Below are 24,782 nucleotides of genomic sequence, written 5' to 3' on the forward strand. Positions count from 1 at the left end.
GAAAATACAATCTGTCAGCCGAGTGTCAGCGAACCAGGCGCATAGGAGGCAGTGATGACGATCAAAGGGCATCATCCTGAGGAGCGGCGCTGATGCGCGCGCTGGTGGTCGAGGACGATCCCGATATCGGGATCGACGTCGAAAACGGCCTGGCCGCGGCCGGGCTGGTGGTCGATCGCATCACCAATGGTCCCGACGCCTGGTTCGCCGGCGATACCGAGGATTATGCCATCGTCGTGCTCGATCTCGGCCTGCCCGGGCTCGACGGCCTGACCGTGCTGCGCCGCTGGCGGGCGTCGGGGCGGACGATGCCGGTGCTGATCCTGTCGGCGCGGGGCGACTGGACCGAGAAGGTCGAGGGGATCGAGGCAGGCGCGGACGATTATCTCGCCAAGCCGTTCCAGCTCGGCGAACTCGTCACGCGGGCGCGGGCATTGCTGCGCCGTGCCGGCGGCCATGCCGCGCCGATACTCGAAATCGGGCGGCTCAAGGTCGATACGCGCAATCGCCGCTTGCTGGTGCGCGATGTCGAGACGCGCGTCTCGCCGCTCGAATTCCGCCTGATCAATTTTCTCGCGCATCAGGCCGACCGCACGATCGCGGTGGGGGAGATTGCCGACCATCTCTACGGCACGTCGGAGATCGGCGACGTCAATGCGATCGAAGCCTTGATCATGCGGCTGCGGCGCAAGATCGGCAGCGACAGTATCGAGACGCGGCGCGGCTTCGGCTATCGCCTGACCGGCGGCGCGAGCTGAACGTGCGATCGATTCGCCTCCGCCTGATCGCCTTTGCCGCGCTGGCGATCGCCGTTGCCTTATGGGCGGCGTGGCACGTCATGGGCATGCTGTTTGAACATTATACCGAACGCCGCATGGCCGATGCGCTGGTCCGCGACGGCAATGCCGTGGCGGCGGCGGTGCGCGTCGATCCGCAAGGACGGCCGTCGGTCGACCCCGGCGATCTCGACGCGCGGTTCCGGCGGCGCGCGAGCGGGCTGTACTGGGAAGTCCGCGCGCCCGGCGGCATCGCTGGATCGCCATCGCTGGGTGGCAAATTGCTGTCGGCCGATGAAGATGATCGCGAAGCGACCGGCACCGCCTGGCAGGAAGTGGAGGTTCCCGGTCCTTATGAAGACGATCTGATCGTGGTCGAGCGACGCGTGTCGGTCGGCGGCACTATTGTGCTGGTGCGGGTCGGCGAGGATGACGAGCCGATCGACCGCGCCGGCGCCGCGTTCGCGCGCGAAATGGGGATGTTCCTGCTCGCCTTGGGAGTCGCGCTGGCGCTGGCCGCCTGGGTGCAGGTCGAGCTGGGGCTATGGCCGCTCCGCCGCGTGCGGCGCGAGCTGGCGGCGATGGCGCGCAACCCGGCGCAGCGCCTGTCCGCCGATCATCCGCGCGAGATCGACGATCTTGCCCAGGCGATCAACACGCTCGCCGATGCCCGCAGCGACGATCTCGGCCGTGCGCGCCGCCGCGCCGCCGACCTCGCCCATGCGCTCAAGACACCGCTCGCCGCGCTCGCCGCGCAAAGCCGGGTGGCTCGCGCGGCCGGTGCTACCGGTGCCGCCGACGCGATCGACCAGACGTTGAGCGCCGCCGCCGCGGTGCTGGAGTCCGAACTTGCCCGCGCCCGCGCCGCCGCGAGCAGGGTAGGCGAGGGGGTGACCGCGACGCGGCCGATGGCGCTGATCGAGGGCCTGTTCGCCGTGCTCGAACGCACCGATCGCGGGATGAGCCTGGTGTTCGATGCGGACATTCCCGCCGATTGGGAAATCGGTATCGACGCCGGCAGTTTCGCGGAGATTTTCGGCAATCTGCTCGATAATGCCGCGCGCCACGCCCGTCGTGTGGTTCGCGTCGATGCCGCGCACGACGCGGGGCGATTGAGCTTTACGGTCGACGATGACGGCCCGGGCATTCCCGCCGACCAGCGCGACGGCGTGTTGCGGCGCGGCGTCCGGCTCGATGAGACCGGCACCGGCCATGGCCTTGGCCTGTCGATCGTCGCCGATCTGGTCGAGGCGACCGGGGGAACGATCGTGCTCGGCGAAGCGCCCGATCGCGGGCTCCGCGTCACGCTGAGCTGGCCCGATACCCTTCTCACCCGCGCCGAACCGAGCTGATCGGCACGCGCCTTCTTTCCCTCAAGGAGCTCCCCCTATGCAGATTGCGCATATTCCGAAGGTCAACGCGCGCTATTGGTCGGCGATCACCTTCGCCAGCCTGTTCGGCACCAATATGGGCGATCTCTATTCGCACGAACTCAAGCTCGGCATCGTGCTCGGCACCTCGATCCTCGCGGCGTTGGCGGCGGCCGTGTTCCTGGTCGAGCGGCGCGATCGTGACCCGCGCGAACTCTATTACTGGCTGGTGATCATCATCATCCGCACCGGCGCGACCAACATCGCCGATTATTTCAAGAAGATCATCTATTGGCCGCTCTTCGCCGCGATCCTGACTGCGTTGCTCGCCGGGTTCGCCTGGCTGTCATCGCGCAGCGACGCCAGGCGCGAAGCTGAATCCGAGGCGCAGGGCATGCCCGCGACCGGCACGGCTTACTGGCTGGCGATGCTGAGCGCGGGCGTGTTCGGCACGTTCATCGGCGACGTCTGCTCGAAGCTGATCGGCAAGGGGTTCGCCTCGCTCAGCCTCGGCGCGTTGCTGATCGTCGCCTTGTTCGCGTGGCGGCGCGACAGCGGCAACCGCTTCTGGTTCTACTGGATCGCGCTCGCGGTCGCGCGCACCGCGGGCACCGCGATGGGCGACTGGCTGGCCGAGACCGAGGCTTTGGGCATCGGCCTGCCGCTGTCGACGCTGATCACCGGATCGATCTTCGTGCTGATCCTGCTGCTGTGGCCGCGCAAGGGCGGGGCGGCGGTGCCGATCCGCGTGTAACTTTTCTCCGTCGCTACCGGCCGGCTCCAGGTGAGCCGGCCTCTTCCCACAAAGGGGTCACGAGCATGTTCGGTCGCTTCCTTCTCAAATCGCTCTTCGTCGCTCTCGCCGTCCTGCCGCTCGCCGCACCCGCGGCGGCGCAGGAGGAGCTCAACGACGGCCCCAAGTCGCTGGTGATCAGCTATCGCGCCAGCCTTGAGCATCGCGTCGCGTTCCGCCGTTATCTCGCGACCAACCTAGCGCCGCGGCTGCGCGCGATGAAGGCACGCGGAGAGGTCGCCGATTTCCGCATCTTCTACAGCTGGTATCGCCAGCCCGCGGTGTGGGACGGGCTGGTCATCCTGCGCTTCCCGACCTTTGCCGCGGTAAGCAAATGGAACGTGCTCGAACGCAGCGAGCCGGGCGGGCTCGACCCTGCCGGCATCGCGCTGGCCGATCCCGTGGCGAGCTATTCGAGCGACCTCGGCTGGTCGCGCAATCCCGACGCGCTCAAGGACGGCGAGGTCTATTACGTCATCCCGTACGAATATCGGAACGAGGGCGAATATCGCGATTACGTGAAGGGCTATGTCCAGCCGCAATTCGACGGCTGGATCCAGACCGGCGCGCTGACCGGCTATGAGATCTACATGAACTGCTACGGCACCGGGTCGCCCTGGGATTCGCTGTTCATCCAGCATTATCGCGACATGGCGGCGTTCGGGCAGCGCCAGAAGATCACCGCGAGCGTGCGCGAGAAACTGCGCAACGACCCGGTGTGGAAGGCGTGGAGCGACAAAAAGGCCGGGATCCGCAGCGAGAGCGAGAACAGCATCGCGGAGTTGGTTGCGCATTGAGGAGTGAAGGGGGCGGGTCCGCAATGCGCCCTAATAGTGGTCGTTGGGTCGCAACCACTGCGATCCTGGAAGCCGCCACTCGTTCAGATCGTGCCGGACGACCGCTACGCGTCGGCCGGCTGCCGTTAGCCTTCGACGAGCCAAACCTCGGTACCACTGCGAACATCGCCAGAACCCTATGGCTATCGACACTGCGGCCCTCGTTCGGCGGTGGAGTGGTACTATTCGATTTCTCGGCGCGAGAGCCTCAGATGCTTGTCAAAGCCGTAACGCGCTCAGCGGCTGATAGCGCCCGCAATTCAGCCAAAAACGGCTCTCCAGCGCTATTCACCGGCGACGGGAGGGCTGCCAGACTGGGACAGAGCCAAGAAAGACATGGCGGCGGCGAAGGACATCCGGGCCGTTTCGCGCCATTCGACCGATTTGCGTTTTCGGGAGTCGACAATCCACAAACAATGCCGTGTTATCGGTTGGGGCAAACCATTCGCATCTCGGCGGAGGTTTCGACTCACGGACATTCCTAACAGGCAGTCGACATCAATGCATCGTGTCAATTATGGGGGAGTCGGCAGGAGAATTCCGGTCCCGCCAACGCTTCAATTTCCGCAGATAGGTAGCTCGACCGGGTTGTTAGTGCTCGAAACGAGGCTACACGATGCTGTGCAGCGTTGCTGCGAAAGCACGTGGGACAGCCTAAAGCGTGTCCACCTGTTGCAAACGGAAGATACCGACCGACTTACCGAACAATATCCCGGCCTTGCTGACGAACTGAGTATATACCTGAATCCTGCAGCGAGACAGTTCGACGCCAGGCGCTCATTATCACGCTGCGGTTCGGAATACCGGGCCGTTCGTAGCTTGGCTAAGTCGCCAGATCTATTCCGCGGCCAGCTTGATCGTGATCTGGTCCTCTTGATCCAGCGCATCAATCAAATGCTCCGAGCGGGACAGGGCGAATTTCGAACGGGGCCGGTTTCGATCAAGCCCGATCTATCGGGGAACGTCGTCGAATTTCCGGACCACGACCAATGTCGATCGCTAATGCACTCCCTTCAGTTTTTTCTGCGGGAGAATAGAGATAGGTATCCAGGCCTTTCCGCCGTTATCGCTCTAGTAGGCGTCGTCCATGCGCATCCCTTCCTGGACGGGAACGGTCGCACCGCCCGGACTCTGTTCAACGCCTTAACAGCGACCGGATACCGGTCACGGCATTTTTTGCCGATCTCCCTGCTCGCCTATCTGAGCAACGGCGGCTTTATTCTAAAGCTTCGCAGGGCGATGTACCGCGGCGAATGGGAAAACCTAGCCCAATTCTTTGTCGATGCCTTTCGGCTGTCCAATGCCGGACAATGCCTAGACACGCGCCATTCAGAGCGGACGATTTAGGACTCTTGGGCCCGCATTATGCGACCTATTCAACGGGCGAACAGATCCGACGGATGCCATATATCCAATTTGGACATGAAGGCTCTTGCACACAGTAATGAGTTGAAACAGAACGGGGATTAGTAAAAAGGGGAATGGCATGCGGATGCTCTCGTCGTACGAGTTGGATTTGATCGCTGGTGGAGTGATGTCCGGATCGACCGATGGCTCGGGCGGTGGCGGGACTGGCGATCCGGGGACCGGTGGGACCAGAGGCTCCATCACGAATGTGGCGGTTCCTGAGATCCAAGGGATAATAGCGCCGACTGCGCTGGGCCTCGCGTCTTTCTTCGACGCTTTGAGTACCACTGTAGCCGATACGCCGCAGCATGATACTCAAAACAGCGACCCGGAAGGCAATGCCAACTATTCGCCGCTAGATGGCACCTTTTTGGAAATGTTTGGGTGGATGCCTGCCGTGCAGGCTATGCCTGAGGCTCACTATTGGGACTTCCTCACCGCAGGCATTGATCAGGAGTTCCTACTCGAATCTTCGGACATTGCGTCATTCTCTGGCACCTTCACGAGCGGCAGCTACAATATTGTGGGTTCTGCCACGGTGAACTCATTCGATAGCACCCATGCCGCCTTTACCGTTGATGGCATAACGAGCTTCGGAACGTGGCATCCGGGAGCCACGACCTCCTCTAACAGCGGATCGGGAACAGGCACGCTAGAGGACCCGATCATCATCCATGGCAACTCCGGCGATTCTTCAGGCTATTGGACGTTCACGACGACTCCGACGTTTGCTCTGCCCCCGGCCTACACGGGCCCTGGCTCTTCATCATCGACTCCGGCAGCGCCGGCAGGGCCGAGCTATCCGGCGGGATGGGACACAGCCTACGACCACAATGTGGACACCCACGCAGCACATCTGGCTCAATTGATAAACGGGAAGCCAGATTCAGAGTTTCGTGAGTATAGCGCCTTCATTTACAAGGATGCTAACGGCGTTCTTCATGAAAGTTCGGTGCTGATGGGAAAGCAGACGACCACGGGTAACCCCAATGGCCCGTCCTACACGTTCGGAGATTACGGCGTTCCAGCAGATGCTACGATTGTCGCATTCATTCACAACCATCCTGAATATTATCCAGAAACGACAAACGGCCTCCTTACGTATTCGCTAAATGGTAACGCGCAGTATATCGACAATGGCGACATTAGCGGTATGATTACCTTGGCTAAACTGACGGATTCCGCTGGCAATCCCTATGCCGATGTCCAGAACGGAATAAATTACTTTAGAGACTATATTGTGCACGGCACAACGGTGAACGAATATGACTACGTAAACAACCCGACCGTGCCGCCGCCGCCGCCCGGCACTCCGGCAAGCTGGACGGTCTACCCCCTTCCTGGCGCGGTCAAAGGTACTTATAACCCCTAATGTGAGGGCATTGCTGTGCTGATTTCTCTCCTCGGACTCACTGGGGTTTTGCTGGCCGCTCCCCAAGTCAGAGACATAAGGTCAATCGAAGTACCCGAGCGGGTCATGGCACCCCCGTCGGTTCGGGCTGTATCGCTTCGGAACACGACAACCTGCATCGACAGCAGCGTGGTGGAAGCGGAAGCGTCCACGGCGAACGGTCCTCCGTCGCTCGTTCATTTGTCAGGCTTTGGTAGAGATTCCGATGACAAGGACAAAGCCATCATAAATGGCGCCTTGAGCAAAATGAGAAGTCTCGATCAGATCACTATCGCTTGTCAGCCTAACAAGTCGGCATACGTGGTCTTTTCAGGGCTAGTCGAAAAAGGCGCAACCTCGGAAAAAGGTCTCGTTACGATCGCTTGGAACGAACGGGGCGCCGCTCCCCTTCCCTGACATGAAACTGAAGCCGCTAACGCTGCCAACCTAAAGGTGGCGGGCTCCCAACGATAGCGCGTCGGTCACGATAGAAACCATAACGCTATTCAGCGGGGCCCAGTCACCTGCTTGCGACAGCGTGGAAATGGCGGCAGCAACCCTTTCCGCATGTCGGTAAAATGACGGGGCTAAAGGGAGATATGGAAAGACCTCAAGATCGAGATCTTCGGGTAATTGTGTAGCGAAGAGAAGGCGCGCAAACCGTCCGTTCCCATCCGAAAAAGGATGAGCCATGATAGTTCTCGCGAAGGCATACACAGCCTTGTTTTGGACGGGATTTTCTCGCTGCCGCACTTCGAGGACATCTGACAACCATTGTCTTGCACTCGCGGGAGGCTCGAACTCGATGTCACCGTGCATCGAACGGCCAGTGCCCGCCCTTTTGCGATACTGAATCGGGTAGCCGGCTAATACAGAAGCGGTTCGAAGCGCTCGTTCCCGATCCATTGGGGCGCGGTTTTCTTGTTCTAGAAATGACGCAATGATCGGCTCAATAGCAGGTCGCGTAAACACGGCCTGGCACTTTGTTCTCCAGTACGAGTTGTCCGCCTCGGGCAAATCGGTCGCGGGTTGTATGGCGACGTAAGCTGCTTTGATCTCCAAACCGAATGCCGCAGGGAGCCTAGAATAAGCTCGGGACTGTAGCTTGTACGGCGCGCGCAAGCTTTCTAATCCCTTTGCCCATTCCGGAGAGTGTGGGGCTGGCGGGGGGCACACCCAACGGGTAAGCGAACGGTCTGACTGGGGAGCCTGAGTCATTATTCGAGTTCCGCCACTGGGGCTGGTTGGGCGCGCCTAACTAATGGGGTCAAACGCCCTTCTGCGACGAAAATTACCCGATCTGTGCGCTCGATGGTTTGCGTCCGATGTGCGATGACAATTCTTGTACAATCCAGAGCGCTGACGGCCTCACCAACTACGCGCTCTCCCTCAGAGTCTAGATGCGCGGTCGCCTCATCTAGGAATAGCGCACTTGGCTGTCGGTAAAGGGCGCGTGCCAACATGACCCGTTGTTTTTGTCCCCCGGACAGCACCGAGCCCATGTCCCCAACTGGCGTGTGGTAGCGCAACGGCATACGCTCAATATCGTCGTGTATACTTGCAGCTCTAGCCGCTGTTTCGGTGCGGGCGCTATCCGGCTCAGCGTCGAAGAAACAAATATTGTCTGCAAGTGAGCCGGCGAAAAGCGCGTCGTCCTGAGCCACGGATCCGATTTGCTGCCTCCAACGCGAAAGGCCGTACGATGAGAGGGGCTGCCCATCAATGAGTACCTCTCCATAGGTCGGGGTAAGCAACCCCATCATGATCTTCATCAATGTTGTTTTACCGCCGCCTGAGGGACCGACGAGAGCGACGATCTCCCCGGGTCCCACAGTGAGATCGATGCCACAGAGAACCTCTGGCTCGTTGGGCGCATAACGGAACCTGACGTTGCGCAACTCTATGCGGACGGCTGGGAGGCGATCGGCGAACGCCACAACATTGCCAAGGCTACCAACAGGTTCTGCCGGGCTGAGCGCGATATCGGCAATTCGCGTCAAATGCATATCTAGCAATCGATAGCTTACACCTTGCTGTATCAGTCGGGTGGTCGCATCGAGGAACTGCTGCCGATAGGCCTGGAGCGCGAAAATCATCCCTATCGAAAGGGCGCCGCCCATAGCATATCGTATCGCTATGTAGACAAACAGCACGCGCTCGATTGCCATGACGAATTGCTCGCCAGCGTTAAAGCCAGCGTTGAGGCGACCGGTTTTTATCTCAGCATTGACCGCATCAGCTTTCTTCTGCTGCCAATACCGCTGCCGATTTGCCTCTTCGCCGAACGCCTTGATTGTCGCGATGCCGCGGACAGACTCGATGAAGGTGCTGTTTTCGCGAGCATTAGTGGAAATGACGCTTACGTTGGCCTGCTTGAGTGCCGCGAAGAAACCGAAACGTAAGCCGCCGACGAGGGCCAATGCCGCGAGCGCCAGCAGCGCAAGAGCCGGCGAGTAGATAAACATCAGGGCGAGCGTCACGACCGCCATGACGCCGTCTATCACGACCGCAATCAGGCCTTGGCTCAGTAGATCCGTCACGCTTTTGGTGGAACCGAACCGCGAAATAACGTCGCCGACATGACGTCTTTCGAACCATGGCAGCGGCAATCTAACCAGATGACGAAAGAGGTTTACTGCTACTTGATAGGAAAGCGCGGTTCCAAGCCTCACTAAAACGAGCGCACGTACCCAGGAGGTTAGCATCGACACAATAGCGACGCCGCCGAAGCCGAGGGCCAGGATCAACAGTAAGTCTGTATCGGCGCTCGGCAGCACGCTGTCGATTGAGATTTGCAGGAAGAAAGGCGTGATTAATGCAGTGATCTGCAGCACGCTTGACAGAAGAACGATCTGGCGAAACGCAGGCCAGAAACCTTCAATTCGGCTCCAAAGATGACCAATGCGCAACCGAGAGCGCTCGACGCGTGGCTGAAAGCGCTCCGACTTTACCAACTCGAGTACTATTCCGGTGAAGCGTTTGGCGAACTCAGCCTCGCTGTGCGCTTTGCTGCCTGACGCCGGGTCCTGAACATAGTAGCGCGCGCCATGGACCCCGCGGGAAATACGCGTGAGAACCACAAAATGATTGAGGTCCCAGTGAAGGATGGTCGGCAACGTGACGTGAGGGAGATCACTTAACTCTGCGCGTAGTGGACGTCCGGAAAAGCCAATTTCCTCCGCCACACTCATCAATTGCCTGAGAGTCGCGCCCTTAAGCGATATCTGAAAGCGGCGGCGCAACGTGACGAGGTCGGTGTCAAGGCCATGATAGGCAGCGACCATCGCGAGACAGGCGAGACCACACTCGCTCGCTTCGGCTTGCCGGACGAGCGGAGTCCTTCGGCTGCCGGCAGAGTTCAATTGGTCGAGAATGGTCAGCTCCGCTTCGATACAGCACGGACGGGATCAAGCACCCAATCCAGGAAAGATTGGCGCTCTAGAACCAGATTACCAACCAGTGTCATGCCGGCCTGCAGCGTTACCGCTTCGCCGTAGGCATTGATTTGTTGGCGATCGAGCGTTGCCGTCACGCGATATACCGGCTCATCGATCTTAAATGGCGCGTCCGTTTCCTGACCAGCAACTGCCAGCCGGGAAATGGTATCCACATGAGCCACATAGCTACCGAAGCGCTCATAGGGGAATGCATCGTACAAAAGCCGTATTTCCTGCCCCTTCCTGACAAATCCAATCGCTCGGCTGGGGACATACAGGTTTGCGCGCAATGGAGTTCCATCGGGCACGATCACCATCATCGGAACCGATCCTTCAACGGTCCGCCCAAGCCCCGTTTGAACCGCGGTCACCCGCCCGGATACCGGCGCTTCGATGACATAACTTTCCTCACCCTCGGCTCGGAAGCGCTGCTGTCGAAGGGTTTCAAGCGCGGTTTGCGCGCTCGTTCGGTCGCTCTTTCCCGTAAGGATCGCTTGGTTTCTCTCCTTCTCCGTTCGAGCGACGTCCGCACCAACCGAGGCCATTTGCTGCTGAAGCCGGCTGAGGTCTTCTTGAGCCGACAACAAAGCTTGACGACGTCGTTCATAATCGATTTTGCTGATGTATCCTTTTTCGACCACCGGCTTCACTTGCTCGAAACTCGCCGACATCGAGCGTACGATCTGCTCCTGAAAATTGGCCTGGTCCTTTAGCGTCGCTAATTGCTGGCGCAGGCCGTCGATGACGCCTGACAACCGCGAAGTTTCTTCCACGGACCGTTCGCCCACTAGCCCGAGTTGCGATTGAGCGAGAGCTGCTTGGCTATCAATGGATCGGAGCTCTCTCCTCGACCCCATGGCACCACTCGCATTCGGCATCTCTATCCGCACCACGGCCAGCTTTTGTCCGAGCCTGACTTGGTCGCCGTCCCTGACCATCAACGCGGACACCACGCCCGGACGCAGGGCGTAAATCTTCGAGTAGCCATTCGCCGGAACGAGCACGCCGCGAGCGGTCTCAACACGCGCGTAGCGACCGATCACTGCCCACAGCACCGCTACGATTACCACGGCAACGATCACCGCGGTTATGATACGCGTAGGCAAGGACTGCTGGAGGATTACTTCCCCATGCAAACGGCGCGACTGCGCCTCAACGACCTCCTGTCGAAAGAGGCCATCATTCTCAGAAAACTCCAACATTACACACTCTTCCCACTCAGGATCAGGACATCCGGACTGCGCGGTAGAAGTCAAGCTGCATTGGGCAGGGGGCAACAGCGTTCGATGCTTGATTGCCGAAAATCGCCACCATTTTGGATTGATTTCGGAAGACATGCTTGGACCAGGAGCACCGTCTGGCGAAGCTAAGTTGCTGCGCAGCGCGCTCACAGCCGAGAACTCCAAGAGGATTCAGGGCGGCCACGACAAGTCCGCCGCAAACAGCCGTCGCCCGCTTCCGGCACAGATCTGGCGGCTCGACTTAGATTCGAAAGCTCCATTGGAGAATGGCAGCTTTCACCGATCCCACACCAAGAGCCGCCAGTCTGCTCCCGGCCCACTTCCTGCCATTCCTTTTTGGCGGCGATCGAACGACCGCGACTGGGTCGGTAACCAACCGGCCGCTTCATACGCGTGCTTCCCAGGTCGCTTCTGGGCTTCGAGCCGCTAACGCGGTCGTTGCCGCTGACGAACCGTCTTGCGCTTGCAGATCGTATTATTGGGCGTATGAGTGCAATGTAGAATTGAGCGCGAGGTGATCGATATGCGGCGGTGGCTCCCGGCATTGGCTTTGGCGGCTGTCGCCGGCGTCGCTTCGGCGGAAACGAAGGTGCCGGCGATCTCGGCCAAGTCGGTGCGCGACGATACCTTTCCCACGGTCGAGGCGCGCTATCCCGGCGGGGTCGTCGCGCGTGGCCATGTCGAGTTCGCCAATTATGTCGGCTATCGGCCGCTCCAGCTCGACCTCTATTTCCATGCCGATCGCGCCAAGGCGAAATCTCGACCCTTGGTGATCTGGATACATGGCGGGGGATGGAGCCGGGGCGATGCGCGGCAGTCGGGGGCGTTTGCCGACTGGCCGGGCGTGCTCGCGATGCTGGCGGCGCGGGGTTATGTCGTCGCCTCGGTCGATTACCGATTGAGTGGGGAGGCGAAGTTTCCGGCGCCGGTCCAGGACGTGAAAGCGGCGATCCGTTTCCTGCGCAGCCGGGCGGGCGATTACGGGATCGATTCCTCGCGGGTCTATCTGTGGGGAGGGTCTGCGGGTGGGCATCTCGCAGGGCTGGCGACGGTCACGTGTGGGGTGGCCGCGTTCGATCCGCCGCCATCGACCGGGCGCTTGTCGGGCTCCGCGGCGAAGCTCGCCAAACCGTTGCCGCAGTCGGATTGCGTGCAGGGGGCGGCGCTCTGGTACGGCGTGTTCGATTTCGCGCTAGGCGGGGAGCGGCCCGGAACGGCACTCAATGCGAAGACGCTGACTGCTTTGCTGGGATGCGATCCGGCGGTTTGCCGCGACACGGTCGCCGCGGCGAGTCCGGTCAGCTATGTCAAGCGCGACACGCCGCCGTTGCTGCTGATCCACGGTACCGCCGACGAGGAAGTCGCGTTTCGCCAGAGCGAGGCGATGGCGGCGAAGATGAAGGCGGTCGGCGCTCCGGTCGAGTTCGTGCCGGTGGCAGGCGCCAATCACGGCTTTATTGATACAACAGCCGATGCCACGAAGCGCGACAGCCTGATGGCGCTCGACCGGACCTTCGCGTTTTTCGACAAGCTATCGAAGCACTGATCGACGAAATTTTCACACCTCCCCGGCGAAGGCCGGGGCCCAGTTTCGCTGACCTCGAGATGGCATCCCGCCGTCGAGGGAACGGTGCGACTGGGCCCCGGCCTTCGCCGGGGAGGGGCTATGGGTGATGTCAGGCCTGCCGGTCGTGCTTCGCGGCGAGGATCAGGCGGATAATTCCGCCAGCACGGAGCACCGATAACTCCAGCGCGGTTTCGACCTGCGCCACCGCAGCGAACCGCTCGACCCCGCCGTCGCGGCGATGGATCGCGACCGGCACGATCGCGCGCGGGGTGAGCGTCTCGGCGGGCGCATCGATCTCGATCCGGTCCTCGGGCGCCAATGCCAGCGTCGATGGGTGACGATCGGCCGGCAGGCGCAGCGGCAGGATGCCCATATTGACCAGGTTCGAGCGATGGATCCGCTCGAAGCTCGCCGCCAGCACCGCGCGCGCGCCAAGCAGGCTCGCGCCTTTCGCCGCCCAGTCGCGCGACGACCCCATCCCATAGCGATCGCCGGCGACGATCACCACCGCCTGGCCGGTTTCCGCGTAACGCGCCGCCGCGCGCCATAAAGGCAGCGGCGTGCCGCCCGTCGTCATCACGGTGCTGCCCGGCGGGATCGCCTCGCCGAGCAGGTTGCGGACCGTGCGGTTGGTGAACAGCCCGCGCAACATCACTTCCCAATTGCCGCGCCGCGACGAGAAGACGTTGAGATCGGTCGGGTCGGCACCATGCTCGATCAGCCAGCGCGCGGCGTCGCTGTCCGCCGGGATCGCGCCGGCGGGGGAGATGTGATCGGTCGTCACGTCGTCGCCGAGCACAATCAACGGTGCGGCGGCATAATGACCCAGCCGGTCGTCGCGCTCCATCCGGGCGAAGGGCGGCGGGCGCAGATAGGTCGAGCCGGGATGCCAGGGATAGAGCGGGGTGTCGGGGGCGGGCAGCGCCGCCCAGGCCGCGCTTTCCTCCGCCTCATTGAACGCGGCGGCATAATCTTCCGGCCGGATTGCCATCGCCGCGGCGGCATCGATCTCGGCGCCGCTCGGCCACAGCCGGTCGAGCGTGACCGGCGCGCCGTCGGCATCGTGGCCGATCGTGTCGCGGGCGATGTCGATCGCGGCGTTGCCGGCCAAAGCGTAAGCGACGGTCAGCGCGGGCGAGGCGAGGAAGGCATCCTCGATCTGCGGATGGACTCGCCCGGGAAAATTGCGGTTGCCCGACAGGATGCCGACCGGACGCGCGCTACCAGCCTCGATCGCCTGCAGCATCGGCGTGGCCAGCTTTCCCGAATTGCCGATGCAGACGGTGCAGCCATAACCGACGATCGCGAAGCCGACTGCCTCAAGATCCTCGAGCAAGCCCGCGCGGGCGAGCAACCGTTCTGCGCTCGGCGATCCCGGCGCGAGGCTGGTCTTGACCCAGTCCGGCGGCGCCAGCCCCAGCGCCCGCGCCTTGCGCGCGACCAGGCCCGCGGCAAGCAATTGGCGCGGGTCGGACGTGTTGGTGCAACTGGTGATCGCCGCGATCGCGACCGGCCGTTCGGGCATCGCCGTTGCCGGACCGGCGCCGAGCAAGGCCGTCACGTCGGCGGTCGCGACCAGATCCTGCGGGCGGCGCGGGCCGGCGAGCGAGATGCCGATCGCCGACAAATCGATCTCGACCGTCTCGGCATAAGTCGGCGAAGCGTCCGGATCGAACCACAATCCGGTCGCGCGCGCATAATCGCCGACCAGCGCGATCTGCGCCTCGCTCCGTCCGGTCTGGCGGAGGTAATCGAGGGTCGCGCCATCGATCGGGAAATAGCCGGTCGACGATCCATATTCGGGCGCCATGTTGGCGACGACCGAACGGTCCCCTGCCGACAAGGTCGCGACGCCGGGGCCGAGGAACTCGACGAACCGCCCGGCCAATTCGATCCGGCGCAGGCGATGCGTGACGACCAAGGCCAGATCGGTCGCGGTCACGCCCTCCCGAAGCCGTCCGGTCAGCTTTACCCCGACCACTTCGGGGACGCGCATCATCACCGGCATGCCGAACATCACGCTTTCGGCTTCCAGCCCGCCGACGCCCCAGCCGAGTACCCCGATGCCGTTGACCATCGGCGTATGGCTGTCGGTGCCGACCAGCGTGTCGGGCATTGCCCAGTGAACGCCGTCGCGCTCCTCGCTGGTGACGATGGTCGCCAATTGTTCGAGGTTGATCGTGTGCATGATCCCGGTGCCGGGGGGATGCACGGTGAAATTGTCGAGCGTCGCCGATGCCCATTTCATGAAGCTGTAGCGCTCGGCATTGCGCTCGAGTTCGCGCGCCATGTTGCGCGCAGCGGCGTCGCCGCTTGCGTAGAAATCGACCGCCAGGCTGTGGTCGGTCGAGACGTTGACCGGAAGCACCGGGTTGAGCGCATTGGGATCGCCGCCGGCATCGGCCAGCGCCTGGCGCGCGGCGGCGATATCGACCAAAGCAGGGCCGCAGGTCGTGTCGTGCATCATCACCCGGCCGGGCCAGAAGGCGATTTCGGCGTCGCTCGTCCCTTGCGCGATCCATCGTTCGACCAGTTCGATCGTCGCCGGATCGTCACCGCTCCGCCGCAACAGATTCTCGATCAGGATACGATGGACGACCGGCAGCCGGGCCAGGCCGAGCGCGGCGAGATCGACGATCGTATAGCTGGCGCCGTTGCTGGCCAGCGCGCGGGTCGGGACGGTCATGCGGAGTCCTTGCGCGATGTCAGCGGCGCGGCGAGCACCATCACGAACGCGACCAGGGTAAGCCCGGCCAGGAACACCAGTCCGGTCGCCGGCTTGCCGCTCGCCTTGGCCACCACGCCGACGACATAGGGCCCGACGAACCCGCCGAGATTGCCGATCGAGTTGATCGCGGCAATCGAGACCGCCGCGGTGGCGCGCGACAGGAACATGCCGGGCAGGGTCCAGAACGGCGCCTTGAACGCATAGAAACCGGTCAGCGCCGCCGCGAGCAGGATCGTCGCCGGGATCGGGCCGGCAACCCAGGCGACGCCGCCCAGGGTCGCACCCGCCAGCAGCAGCGGCCAGGCGGTATGATAGCGCCGCTCGCCGGTGCGGTCCGATCGCCGCGACCACAAAACCATGCCGATCGTCGCGACGATATAGGGCAAAGTGGCGATCAGCCCGGTCTCGACATTGCTGAGCGACTTGCCCGAATGCTTGACGATCTGGGGCAGCCAATAGCCGACGCCCAGGCTGCCCGCCTGATAGACGAAATAGATCGCCGCCAGATACAAGACGCGCGGCTCGGTGATCGCGCGCCAGGTATTGAGATGCCGCACCCCGGTCGCCGCATGCTCGCGCGCGATCTCCGCTTCCAGCCAGTCGCGCTCGTCCGCCGTCAGCCAGCGCGCATTGGCCGGGCGATCGACCAGCAACCGATAGGTGAACAGCCCGCCGATCACCGCGGGCAGCCCCTCGATCAGGAACATCCAGCGCCATCCGGTCAGGCCCAGGCCCTGGACGTGATCGATGATCCAGGTGCTGACCGGCGTGCCTATGATGTACGATACCGGGATCGCCGCGGTGAACATCGCCACTACCGTCGCCTGCTCGCGAGCGCGGAACCAGGCGGTCAGATAGATGATGATCGCGGGAAAATAGCCCGCCTCGGCGACCCCGAGCAGGAAGCGCAGGCCATAGAGCTGCGAGGTCGATTGCACGAAGGCAGTGGCCATCGACACCACGCCCATGCCGATCAGGATGCGCGCGATCCAGATGCGCGGGCCGTAGCGGGCCATCAGCATGTTGCTCGGCACTTCGAACAGGAAATAGCCGATGAAGAAGATGCCCGCGGCGAATCCGAACGCCTCGTCCGAAATCCGCAGCTCGGCATTCATCTGGAGCGCGGCGTAACCGATATTGGCGCGGTCGATATAGGAGACGATGTAGAGCACGAAACACAATGGCACGATCCGCCAGAACACCCGGCGCATGATCCTGCGGTCGTCGGCCTCGGTCACGGGCGGGGGTGCGATGCTCTCCATAAATATGTTCTTTGACATTCAGAAATACAAAGAGCAAGGATTACCTATCTCGAGACGGAGGTTCGCCGATGCAATCCAAGTCCGCACCGCCCGCCTGGCGCGCGTCGCGACGGACGGTGATTGCCGGGCTGGCCGTCGGGGTTGCGATGGGAAGCGAGGCCGCATGGGCGGCGGGGAGAGGATCGATGCCGGGTTTCGCTTATGTCGGGTGCCGCACCAGCCGCGAGCGCAATGCCCGGGGCGACGGCATCTCGGTCTATCGGATCGGCAGGGACGGCGCCTGGGCGCGCGTCCAGTTGGTCGGCGACCTGGTCAATCCCTCCTATCTCGCCTTCGATCGCACGCGCCGCTTCCTCTACACCGTGCATGGCGACGGCAGCGAGGCGAGCGCGTTCCGGATCGACCCGGCATCGGGTCAATTGACCTTCCTCAACCGGGTCGCCACCGGCGGCCGCAACCCGGTGCATTTGGCGCCCGATCCGACCAATCGTTTCATGGTGGTCGCCAACCATGTCGTCGCCGACGGCGTGAAGTCGGGCATCGCCAGCCTGCCGATCCACCAAGACGGACGACTAGGCGCGCCGGTCGATATCGTGGCGTTCGACGGCAAGATCGGGCCGCATCGCGTCGAGCAACCCTTTCCCAAGCCGCACCAGGTCGAGTTCGACCCGAGCGGCCGGTTCATCGTCGTGCCGGACAAAGGCTGCGACCGCGTGTTGGTTTTCACCATCGATGCCGCGGGCAAGCTGCATGAAGCGGCGGCGACGCCGGCGCGCGAGACGTCGGGGCCGCGCCACGTCGCCTTTCATCCCACCGTGCCCTACGCTTATGTCGTCAACGAGCTCGATTCGACCGTCGTCGCCTATCGCCTCGATCGCCAGTCGGGCGCGCTCGCGCCGTTCCAGATCGTCTCCGCACTGTCGGAGGATTTCACCGGCAACAGCCGTAGCGCGGAGATCGCGGTGTCGCGCGACGGGCGCTATCTCTACGCCTCCAACCGTGGCGCCGATACCGTCGCCGTCTTCACGATCGACCGCGCGAACGGTCGGCTCGAATGGAGGGGCTCGGTCCCTGCTGGGGGAAAGACGCCGCGCTTCTTCGCGCTGATCGACAATGGCCGCGCGATGGCCGTCGCCAACGAAGAAGGGCACAATATCGTGCGCTTCGCGATCGGCGTCGACGGCATGCCGCGTGATCCGGTGGTCGTTGCCGAGACGGGCAGCCCGACCTCTATCGTTTTCTCGGGGTGAGCGCCCATCAACCGCCAACCCCCGCGAAAGCCGCAAGGTAATCGCATATGAATTCGGTCTGCGGCGAATAGTCCAGAACCGTCGCAATCGGCATCAGCCGTCATGCCGGCCTTGTGCCGGCATCCACAGTGCCGCGCTCCCAGCGGTCGTTGGTCAGATACCACGGTGGATGCCGGGACGAGCCCGGCATGACGAACGGGGAAGCGGAATCACCTCAATTTCGGTTCCCGCGTTCGCGGGCATGGCGAGTGGGGCGGAGAGGTCAGAGCTTTTCCGGCAACGCGCAGACGAAACTCGACGCCAGCTTGGTGTCCCCAGCGCGATAGACCTGCTGCTTCGGCCAGGCGCAGATCGGGCGCTGGAATTCGATCGCGCGTTTGGCGGGCGGGGTGTCCTCGCCACCCGAGGCATAGCGCGTCGCGATCAGGCTTTGCGGCGCGCGTGCCTTCTCCACCCAGGCATAGAGCGCGAGCGTCATGTCGTGCTCGGCGTCACGCACCGGCGGCGTCGAATCGCGGGTGGCGGTGGAGAAATTGGTCGCGCCCGGCCCGCCCGCGCAATGATCCATGCCGGGCACCATGAACAATCGCGCGAAGGCCTGGGTCGCTGCGAGGCCGCCGGCGCGACCCTCGACCGCGCGATAATAATTGATCGCCTCCAGCGGCGTGCCGACCGGATCCTGCCAGCCCATGAACATGATCAGCTTGCCGCCGGCGCGCGCGAACGGCGACAGGTTGGGATCGTTGGCGTCGAAGATCGGACCCAACCGCGCACGCATCGTGTCGACGTCGGTGCTCCAGTTGAAGCTCCACCAATTCCAATCGGGATTATCGAACACCCAATATTTGAACATGTCGGCGCGCGACGGCTCGGCGGGATTGTCGGATTCGGACCAATAGCCACTCCAGCCGGGATGCTTGTCCTCGGGGCCGGACATCACGCCTTCGGTGCCGACCGGATAGCCGGGATAGATTGCCTTGCCGGTGCGGGCGTCGCGAGGGCCAGTATAGATTTTGTCGGCGGCAGTGATCTGTTCCTGGCTCAGGCAGGTGCCCGGTTGCGCGCCCGGCCGGCACAGTAAGCGCGCCGGCCTGAAGCCGCATTGCCGCGGATCGGCGATCACGCCGTCCGCGACGCCGTCGAGTTTGTCGCACGCCGCGACCGCCGACCGGTTGATCAGCAACAGGTCGCTGACCGAGAGGATCGGATGGCGGTCGTCGCCGGGCCGGTGGTTGGCGAGATAGTTCCACAGGAACGCCATGGTCAGGCTGGTGCGGTTGTTGCCCGGCGCGCCGGCGATGATGCCGTCGAAATCCTTCGGGTAACGCTGCGCCGAGGCGAGCCCCTGATAGCCGCCGGTCGAACACCCGCTGAAATAGGACCAGCGCGCCGGGCGGCTGTAATAGGTCCGGGTGATCGCTTTCGCCGCGACGACCGATTCATGGACCGCGCGATAGCCGAAATCCTTGATCTTTTCCGGGTTCTTCCAGCCGAATTTGAGGTCGGTACCGATATGCCCGGTATCCGTCCCGACCGCGACGTCGCCATCGTCGAGCCGCGGGATCATCTGCTTGTACTGCATGTTCGACACGTAGGCGCCGTTGCCGATCATATGCAGACGGCCGGACCAGCTGCTCCGCGCCGGCAGCCAGATTTCGAACCCGATCTCCGATCCCCTGACCGGGCGGCTGACCCCGCGCACGCGGCAAAAGGGCTTGAGCCCGGTGTACGTGCGCGGCCCGCGTTCGACGACCATGTCCTCGGTGAAGGTGCCATCGACCGGGGTCGCGACCAGGATCTGGACATGGGGGATGGCCAGCGTCTTGAGTGCGCTGCAGGCGTCGGGCGCGGCCTGAGCGGCGGGCGTCAGCGCGACGGTCGCCGCCGATGCCGACAGCGCCGTCGCCAAGCGTTGAAGCGTCCGACGTGCGACCATGATCGTCTCCCTTGAGGCTGGCAATTACGAGAATGTCTCTTTATGATCGAAAAAACAATATCAAATGAGAGCGGAGGCGGCGGGATGCGGATTTTCATGCGCGAGGATATCGTGGCGGCACTCGATGAGACGGCCGCGATGGCGGCGGTCGAGCGCGCGATCGTCGCCTTCGCGGCGGGCCAGGCGCAGAGCGGCGATGCCGGCCATTTCAGCTTTCCGGCGCCGGGTGACGCGCATGTGAAGGTCGCGCATCTCGCCGGCGAGGACGTGTTCGCGCTCAAGGTATCGGCGAGCTTCTACGGCAATCCCGCCAAGGGACTGTCGTCGAGCCAGGGTTTTTCGGCAGTGATGAGCGCGATGACGGGCGAGGCGCTGGCGCTGTTTGCCGATGGCGGCTGGCTGACCGATGTCCGCACCGCGATGGCTGGGGCGATCGCCGCGCGCGCGATCGGCTATGAGGGCGGGACGCTCGGTATCGTCGGCGCGGGCATCCAGGCGCGGATGCAGGCGGAGATGATCCGCCGCCATATCGGTGCCGAACGCGTGCTGATCTGGGGTCGCGATCCGGCCAAGGCGCAGGCCTTGGCGGCGGAGGTTGGCGGCGAGGCATGCGGCGACCTTGCCGATCTGGTGCGCGCGTCCGACTTAGTTGTAACGACGACGCCCTCGACCAACTGGCTGATCGACGACGATTGGGTCCGTCCCGGCGCGCGGATCGTCGCGGTCGGATCGGATGGCGGCGGCAAGCGTGAACTCGACCCGCGAATTCTCGGCCGCGCGACAGTGATCGCGGATTCGGTCGATAAATGCATCGAGAATGGCGAGGCGGGCTGGGCGGTGCGCGCCGGCCTGCTCGCTGCGGACGCCATCATGCCGCTGGGCGAGTTGCTTGCCGCGCCGCGCACCTTCGCCGCCGATGCGATCGTCGTGGCGGACCTGACGGGATTGCCGGTCCAGGACGCGGCGATCGCCGGCGCGGTGTGGCGCGTGCTTGCCGTGCGGTAAGAAGCCGGCGGATCGCTCCGCCGGCTTCGTGGCAACCATTAATCCGCGTCTTCCGCTTACCGAGCTTGATTCCGGAGGCGGTCGTTCAGGCTGTCGATCCGCACCTGCAGTCTCGCCTCATCGCGAGCGGACAAATTGCCTCTGCGATCATGGCTCATCGATCGCTCACTGCTGCGAAGGGCATAGAGCTCGCGCTGGTAGCCGGCCGCCTGGCGATTGCTCAGCGAGTGCTGCGACCGCGCGGTATCGAGCAACCGGTCGAGCGTGGCGATCTGCGAGAGGATCGCCGGACGTTCGCTCCCGTAGTTGCTCGTGCCGGCCGCGGTTGCGATCCAGCGGCCGCGGCTGTCGTAATAGCCCGACGTCTCGCCCGCATGCCAGCGGCGGCGGCTGTCGTAATAGCCCGGCTGGGGATCGGCGACCCACATTCCCGTTGCATCGCGACGGCCACCGGCCTGGCCGGCGACCCAGCGGCCGCGCGCGTCGTAATGCCCGATCGCGACACCGGCGGTCCAGCGCCCGTTGGCGTCGTAATGGCCGCTCGCCGTGCCCGCGACCCACTGGTCGCGCTCGTCATAATAGCCGTTGGACGAGGCCGGGATCCAGCGGTTCTGGCTGTCGTAGCTGCCGCTTGCCGAGCCGTCCGCGCGCTGGGGGACCCAGTTGCGGCGCTCGTCATAATAGCCGTTCGGCGCGCCGGCGACCCAGGCGTTGTTGCGGTCGTAATAACCCGTCGCACGGCCTTGGGCCATCGAACTGGTGTGCCACTGGCCCTGCGTGTCGTAATAGCCATAGGCATCCGCGCGGCGGGCGGACCGGCCGCCGACAGCGCCGGTCGAAACGCTCACCCACTGGTCGTCGCGGTCGTAATAGCCCTCGGCCGAGGCCGGGACCCATTCGCCGCTGGTAAGGTAATTGCCGTTTCCGCCGGCCGACGCGTTGCTGCTGATCCAGCGGTTGTCGTCGCCATAGCGGCCGTTCGGGGCGCCATCGACCCAGCCGCCGTTGCGGTCATAATAGCCGCGCGCATCCGCCGAGCTGATACCGGTGGCGTGCCAGCGATTGCCCTCGTCATAATAGCCATAGGCATGGTTGCACTGGCGGTTCGGCTTGGCGAGCTGGTTGCCCGCGAGAGCGCCGGCAGCGGCGCCGATCACGGTGCCCAGGGTCTTGTCGCCACGGCCGGCGACGACGTTGCCGAGGACTCCGCCGACCCCGGCGCCGGCAACGGTAGCGACGACTTGCGTCGTGCGCTGCTGCTCGCAGGTCACTTCGGACCGGGTCCGCGCGCTGGCGATCGAAGGAATGAGGACGACAGCGGCGATACTCGCCGCGAAAAGGTGTTTACGCATGAAGGAGCTCCTGGAACCGAATGGTTCTGTTCTCGATGCCCTCAACGAGTCATGGAGAATTTCGTTCCTCATGCGAAATAAAATATGCTGATCGCCTGAAATATTCGGTAGAATTAATGTTAAAATCTACAAGAATGATTGAACATCGTTTTTAGCGGTAAGAGAGTTCATAAGAGAATTACACTAACGTTTGGATAGAAAATTTATCATCAGGTACTGCTGGTGGTCGTTTGCATAGCTGCGCAATTGCGTCGCCGTGCATCGATGATCCCGGTGCCGGTTCAGGACGCGGCGATTGCGGGCGCGGTGTGGCGCGTGCTTGCTTCCGGCTGTGTCATGCCTCGCGGGTGAATGACCGAGAATTGGTGGTTTTGCGACAGTCCGCTCTGCGGGGCTGAACCGCATACAGCGGACGCTCTCAATATGAGGTGGCCAAGTGGGTGGTGTAGTCGGGTAGGTGGATGCCAAGCTCTTCGAAGTGCAGCATCGTTTTTGCGGGAACGATCACTAGAGCCGATATGGCCAATGCTCCAGCGGCCACTCTGCGGCCCCTCAATGAGAGGCGCTCCCATAGCCACCCAGCCGCGAAGTAGAGCGGCACTAAGGCTAGCCATCCCCAAATCAGCCCGATCGCAGTTGAGAGCCGGTCATGTACGACGTTTCCCGACCAAAACGCCGATATGCACCAGCCCAAGCCGAAATAGCTGCCCCAGATGATGTTCGTGCCCCACTGACCTGCCAGCAGCCCGAAGATCATTGTTGGGACAATCGCGCAAACAAGCAGCGGGACCGCCACGAAAAGCGCGCGAAACCGTGCCTTGGTAAAGTTGGGCATGGTAAGCAGGTTGCGGCTTCAGATCCTAAACCGCAATGACGAATGTCGGCTTAAGGATACAGCCGCAGCGCCCAGCACGGCAACAATGGGGTCGTTTCAGACCGGCCGCTTTTCGCACGTCTTCGGGTTCGTGCCCTTAAGAAGGCCGGATCGAACGCCGTATCAAGCCCTCGAATACCGCCGGCTGTACAAAGCCGCCGCCAGGCTGATCGCCGCGATCGCCGTTAGCCACACGCCCGGCATCGCGAGATTGCCAGTCGCCGAGATCAACGCAGTCACCACGAACGGGGTGAATCCGCCGATCGCGGTTGCCAGGCTGTACGCGAGGCTGAACCCCGAGGCGCCAGCTTCCTCGGGCACGATCTCGGTCAAATGGACGACCATCGCCGAATTGTAGCTGGCGTAGATCGCCGACAGCCATAATTCGACGATCAGCAATTTGGTCACGCTCGGGCTGGCCGCGAGCCAGGCCATCGCGGGATAAGCGGTCAGGATCGCGAGGATGGTGCAGGCGAGCAGGATCGGCGTGCGTCCGATGCGATCGGACAAGGCGCCCATCAACGGCAGCCAGATGAGGTTGGACAGCCCGACCCCGGCGGTGATCAGCAGGTTGGCGCGCTCGGGCAGATGGAGCAATTTGCCGAAGGTCGGGGTGTAGGCGGTGATCATGTAGAAGCTGACCGTAGTCATCAGCACCAGCGCCATGCCGGTCAGCACCCGCGCTCGGGCTACCCAGAGATGGTCCATGATCTCGCGCATCGTCGGGCGCGTCTTGCGTGCGGCGAAGATGTCGGTTTCGCGCAGGTGGCGGCGCATCAGGAACAGTAACGGGATGATCAGGCAGCCAAGCCCGAGCGGAATGCGCCAGCCCCAGTCGGCGAGCTGATCGATGCTCAAGGTCATCCCCAGCACCACGCCGATCATCGCGGCGAAGACGACCGCGACCTGTTGCGACGCCGATTGCCACGACACGTAGAAACCCTTTTTGCCCGGCGGCGCGATCTCGGCGAGATAGACCGAGACGTTGCCCAGTTCGGCGCCCGCCGAGAATCCCTGGAGCAGGCGGCCGAGCAGGACGAAGATCGGGGCGGCGATGCCGATCGCGGCGTAACCGGGGGTGAAGGCGATCGTCGCGATGCCGACGCTCATCAAGGCGAGCGTGACGATCAGCCCGGCGCGGCGGCCGTGATGGTCGGTATAGGCGCCGAGCACGATCGCGCCCAATGGCCGCATCAGGAAGCCGACGCCGAACGTGGCGAGTGCCTTGAGCAACGTGCCCAATTCCGAGCTGCCGGGGAAATAGGCGGCGCCAATGGCGGCGGCGAAATAGCCGAACACCATGAAATCGTACATCTCGATGAAATTGCCGCTGGCGACGCGCAACACGTCCATCGCGCGGCCGGAGCGGGGTTCCGGGTCGCTCATAGTCGCGGTCGGGCTCAGCATGGTCGACATTCGATTCCCCTTCCGTCGCGGCGCCGTCGGTCGCGCGCCTGACGCCCGCCTAGCGAGATTGTCGCGAAAATGCACGATGATTCACTCATAATGCATTTTTGTCTTTTTAAACTCAGCAAGACAGTGCTACCGACCCTCAACG

Annotated in this window: 17 protein-coding genes; 9 read left to right on the forward strand and 8 right to left on the reverse strand. The window is 63.0% G+C overall.

Features of this window, described 5'->3' with window-relative positions; all coding sequences use genetic code 11:
* Positions 1 to 92 precede the first annotated feature (92 nt).
* The 6 genes from AC1DRD_RS16610 (at position 93) to AC1DRD_RS16635 (ending at position 6,554) form a co-directional block, all read left to right on the forward strand.
* Positions 93 to 758, forward strand: coding sequence for a response regulator transcription factor (locus AC1DRD_RS16610; protein ID WP_478042191.1), 666 nt, complete (start codon positions 93 to 95; stop codon positions 756 to 758).
* A gap of 2 nt (positions 759 to 760) precedes the next feature.
* On the forward strand, positions 761 to 2,128 hold the full coding sequence (locus tag AC1DRD_RS16615; protein ID WP_478042192.1) for a sensor histidine kinase: 1,368 nt from the start codon (positions 761 to 763) through the stop codon (positions 2,126 to 2,128).
* A gap of 37 nt (positions 2,129 to 2,165) precedes the next feature.
* On the forward strand, positions 2,166 to 2,900 hold the full coding sequence (locus tag AC1DRD_RS16620) for a COG4705 family protein (RefSeq protein ID WP_478042193.1): 735 nt from the start codon (positions 2,166 to 2,168) through the stop codon (positions 2,898 to 2,900).
* A 65-nt stretch (positions 2,901 to 2,965) separates the two neighbouring features.
* Positions 2,966 to 3,736: a hypothetical protein gene (locus AC1DRD_RS16625; RefSeq protein WP_478042194.1), complete on the forward strand. Its 771-nt coding sequence runs from the start codon at positions 2,966 to 2,968 to the stop codon at positions 3,734 to 3,736.
* A gap of 711 nt (positions 3,737 to 4,447) precedes the next feature.
* Positions 4,448 to 5,122, forward strand: a complete 675-nt coding sequence (locus AC1DRD_RS16630) for a Fic family protein (protein WP_478042195.1) — start codon at positions 4,448 to 4,450, stop codon at positions 5,120 to 5,122.
* Positions 5,123 to 5,261: 139 nt separating this feature from the next.
* Positions 5,262 to 6,554, forward strand: coding sequence for a hypothetical protein (locus AC1DRD_RS16635; protein ID WP_478042196.1), 1,293 nt, complete (start codon positions 5,262 to 5,264; stop codon positions 6,552 to 6,554).
* Positions 6,555 to 7,019: 465 nt separating this feature from the next.
* On the opposite strand, the gene AC1DRD_RS16640 is transcribed toward AC1DRD_RS16635, so the two are convergent.
* The 3 genes from AC1DRD_RS16640 to AC1DRD_RS16650 form a co-directional block, all read right to left on the reverse strand.
* On the reverse strand, positions 7,020 to 7,634 hold the full coding sequence (locus AC1DRD_RS16640; protein WP_478042197.1) for a Fic family protein: 615 nt from the start codon (positions 7,632 to 7,634) through the stop codon (positions 7,020 to 7,022).
* A 155-nt stretch (positions 7,635 to 7,789) separates the two neighbouring features.
* Positions 7,790 to 9,934, reverse strand: coding sequence for a peptidase domain-containing ABC transporter (locus tag AC1DRD_RS16645; RefSeq protein ID WP_478042198.1), 2,145 nt, complete (start codon positions 9,932 to 9,934; stop codon positions 7,790 to 7,792).
* Positions 9,935 to 9,948: 14 nt separating this feature from the next.
* Positions 9,949 to 11,211 (reverse strand): HlyD family secretion protein, encoded by a 1,263-nt coding sequence (locus AC1DRD_RS16650; RefSeq protein WP_478042199.1) that lies wholly within the window; start codon positions 11,209 to 11,211, stop codon positions 9,949 to 9,951.
* Between the two features lie 562 nt (positions 11,212 to 11,773).
* Between AC1DRD_RS16650 and AC1DRD_RS16655 the strand changes: the two genes are divergently transcribed.
* Positions 11,774 to 12,796: an alpha/beta hydrolase fold domain-containing protein gene (locus tag AC1DRD_RS16655; protein ID WP_478042200.1), complete on the forward strand. Its 1,023-nt coding sequence runs from the start codon at positions 11,774 to 11,776 to the stop codon at positions 12,794 to 12,796.
* Positions 12,797 to 12,926: 130 nt separating this feature from the next.
* Here AC1DRD_RS16655 and acnA read toward each other — a convergent pair whose 3' ends face one another.
* Together acnA and AC1DRD_RS16665 are read right to left on the reverse strand one after the other, a co-directional pair.
* Positions 12,927 to 15,503 carry an aconitate hydratase AcnA gene (gene acnA / locus AC1DRD_RS16660; RefSeq protein ID WP_478042201.1) on the reverse strand — a complete coding sequence of 859 codons (2,577 nt, stop codon included), beginning with the start codon at positions 15,501 to 15,503 and terminating at the stop codon, positions 12,927 to 12,929.
* A complete protein-coding gene (locus tag AC1DRD_RS16665) occupies positions 15,500 to 16,807 on the reverse strand; it encodes an MFS transporter (RefSeq protein WP_478042202.1) in 1,308 nt (435 codons plus the stop codon). The genes acnA and AC1DRD_RS16665 overlap by 4 nt, the downstream gene beginning before the upstream one ends.
* A 68-nt stretch (positions 16,808 to 16,875) precedes the next feature.
* Here AC1DRD_RS16665 and AC1DRD_RS16670 point away from each other — a divergent pair, with 68 nt between their 5' ends.
* Entirely contained in the window at positions 16,876 to 18,057 is a 1,182-nt protein-coding gene (locus AC1DRD_RS16670; protein WP_478042203.1) for a lactonase family protein, read from the forward strand.
* Positions 18,058 to 18,319: 262 nt separating this feature from the next.
* Here AC1DRD_RS16670 and AC1DRD_RS16675 read toward each other — a convergent pair whose 3' ends face one another.
* Positions 18,320 to 19,993 (reverse strand): tannase/feruloyl esterase family alpha/beta hydrolase, encoded by a 1,674-nt coding sequence (locus tag AC1DRD_RS16675; protein WP_478042204.1) that lies wholly within the window; start codon positions 19,991 to 19,993, stop codon positions 18,320 to 18,322.
* An 84-nt stretch (positions 19,994 to 20,077) separates the two neighbouring features.
* Here AC1DRD_RS16675 and AC1DRD_RS16680 point away from each other — a divergent pair, with 84 nt between their 5' ends.
* The gene (locus AC1DRD_RS16680; RefSeq protein WP_478042205.1) at positions 20,078 to 20,998 is read left to right on the forward strand and encodes a Gfo/Idh/MocA family oxidoreductase; all 921 of its coding nucleotides are present in this window, start codon (positions 20,078 to 20,080) and stop codon (positions 20,996 to 20,998) included.
* A gap of 56 nt (positions 20,999 to 21,054) precedes the next feature.
* Here AC1DRD_RS16680 and AC1DRD_RS16685 read toward each other — a convergent pair whose 3' ends face one another.
* The gene (locus AC1DRD_RS16685; protein WP_478042206.1) at positions 21,055 to 22,350 is read right to left on the reverse strand and encodes a glycine zipper 2TM domain-containing protein; all 1,296 of its coding nucleotides are present in this window, start codon (positions 22,348 to 22,350) and stop codon (positions 21,055 to 21,057) included.
* 997 nt (positions 22,351 to 23,347) lie between these two features.
* Positions 23,348 to 24,640 carry a tricarballylate/proton symporter TcuC gene (gene tcuC / locus AC1DRD_RS16690; protein WP_478042207.1) on the reverse strand — a complete coding sequence of 431 codons (1,293 nt, stop codon included), beginning with the start codon at positions 24,638 to 24,640 and terminating at the stop codon, positions 23,348 to 23,350.
* Positions 24,641 to 24,782: the final 142 nt, after the last annotated feature.

It is taken from the genome of Sphingomonas sp. P4_G2 (genome assembly GCF_056401155.1).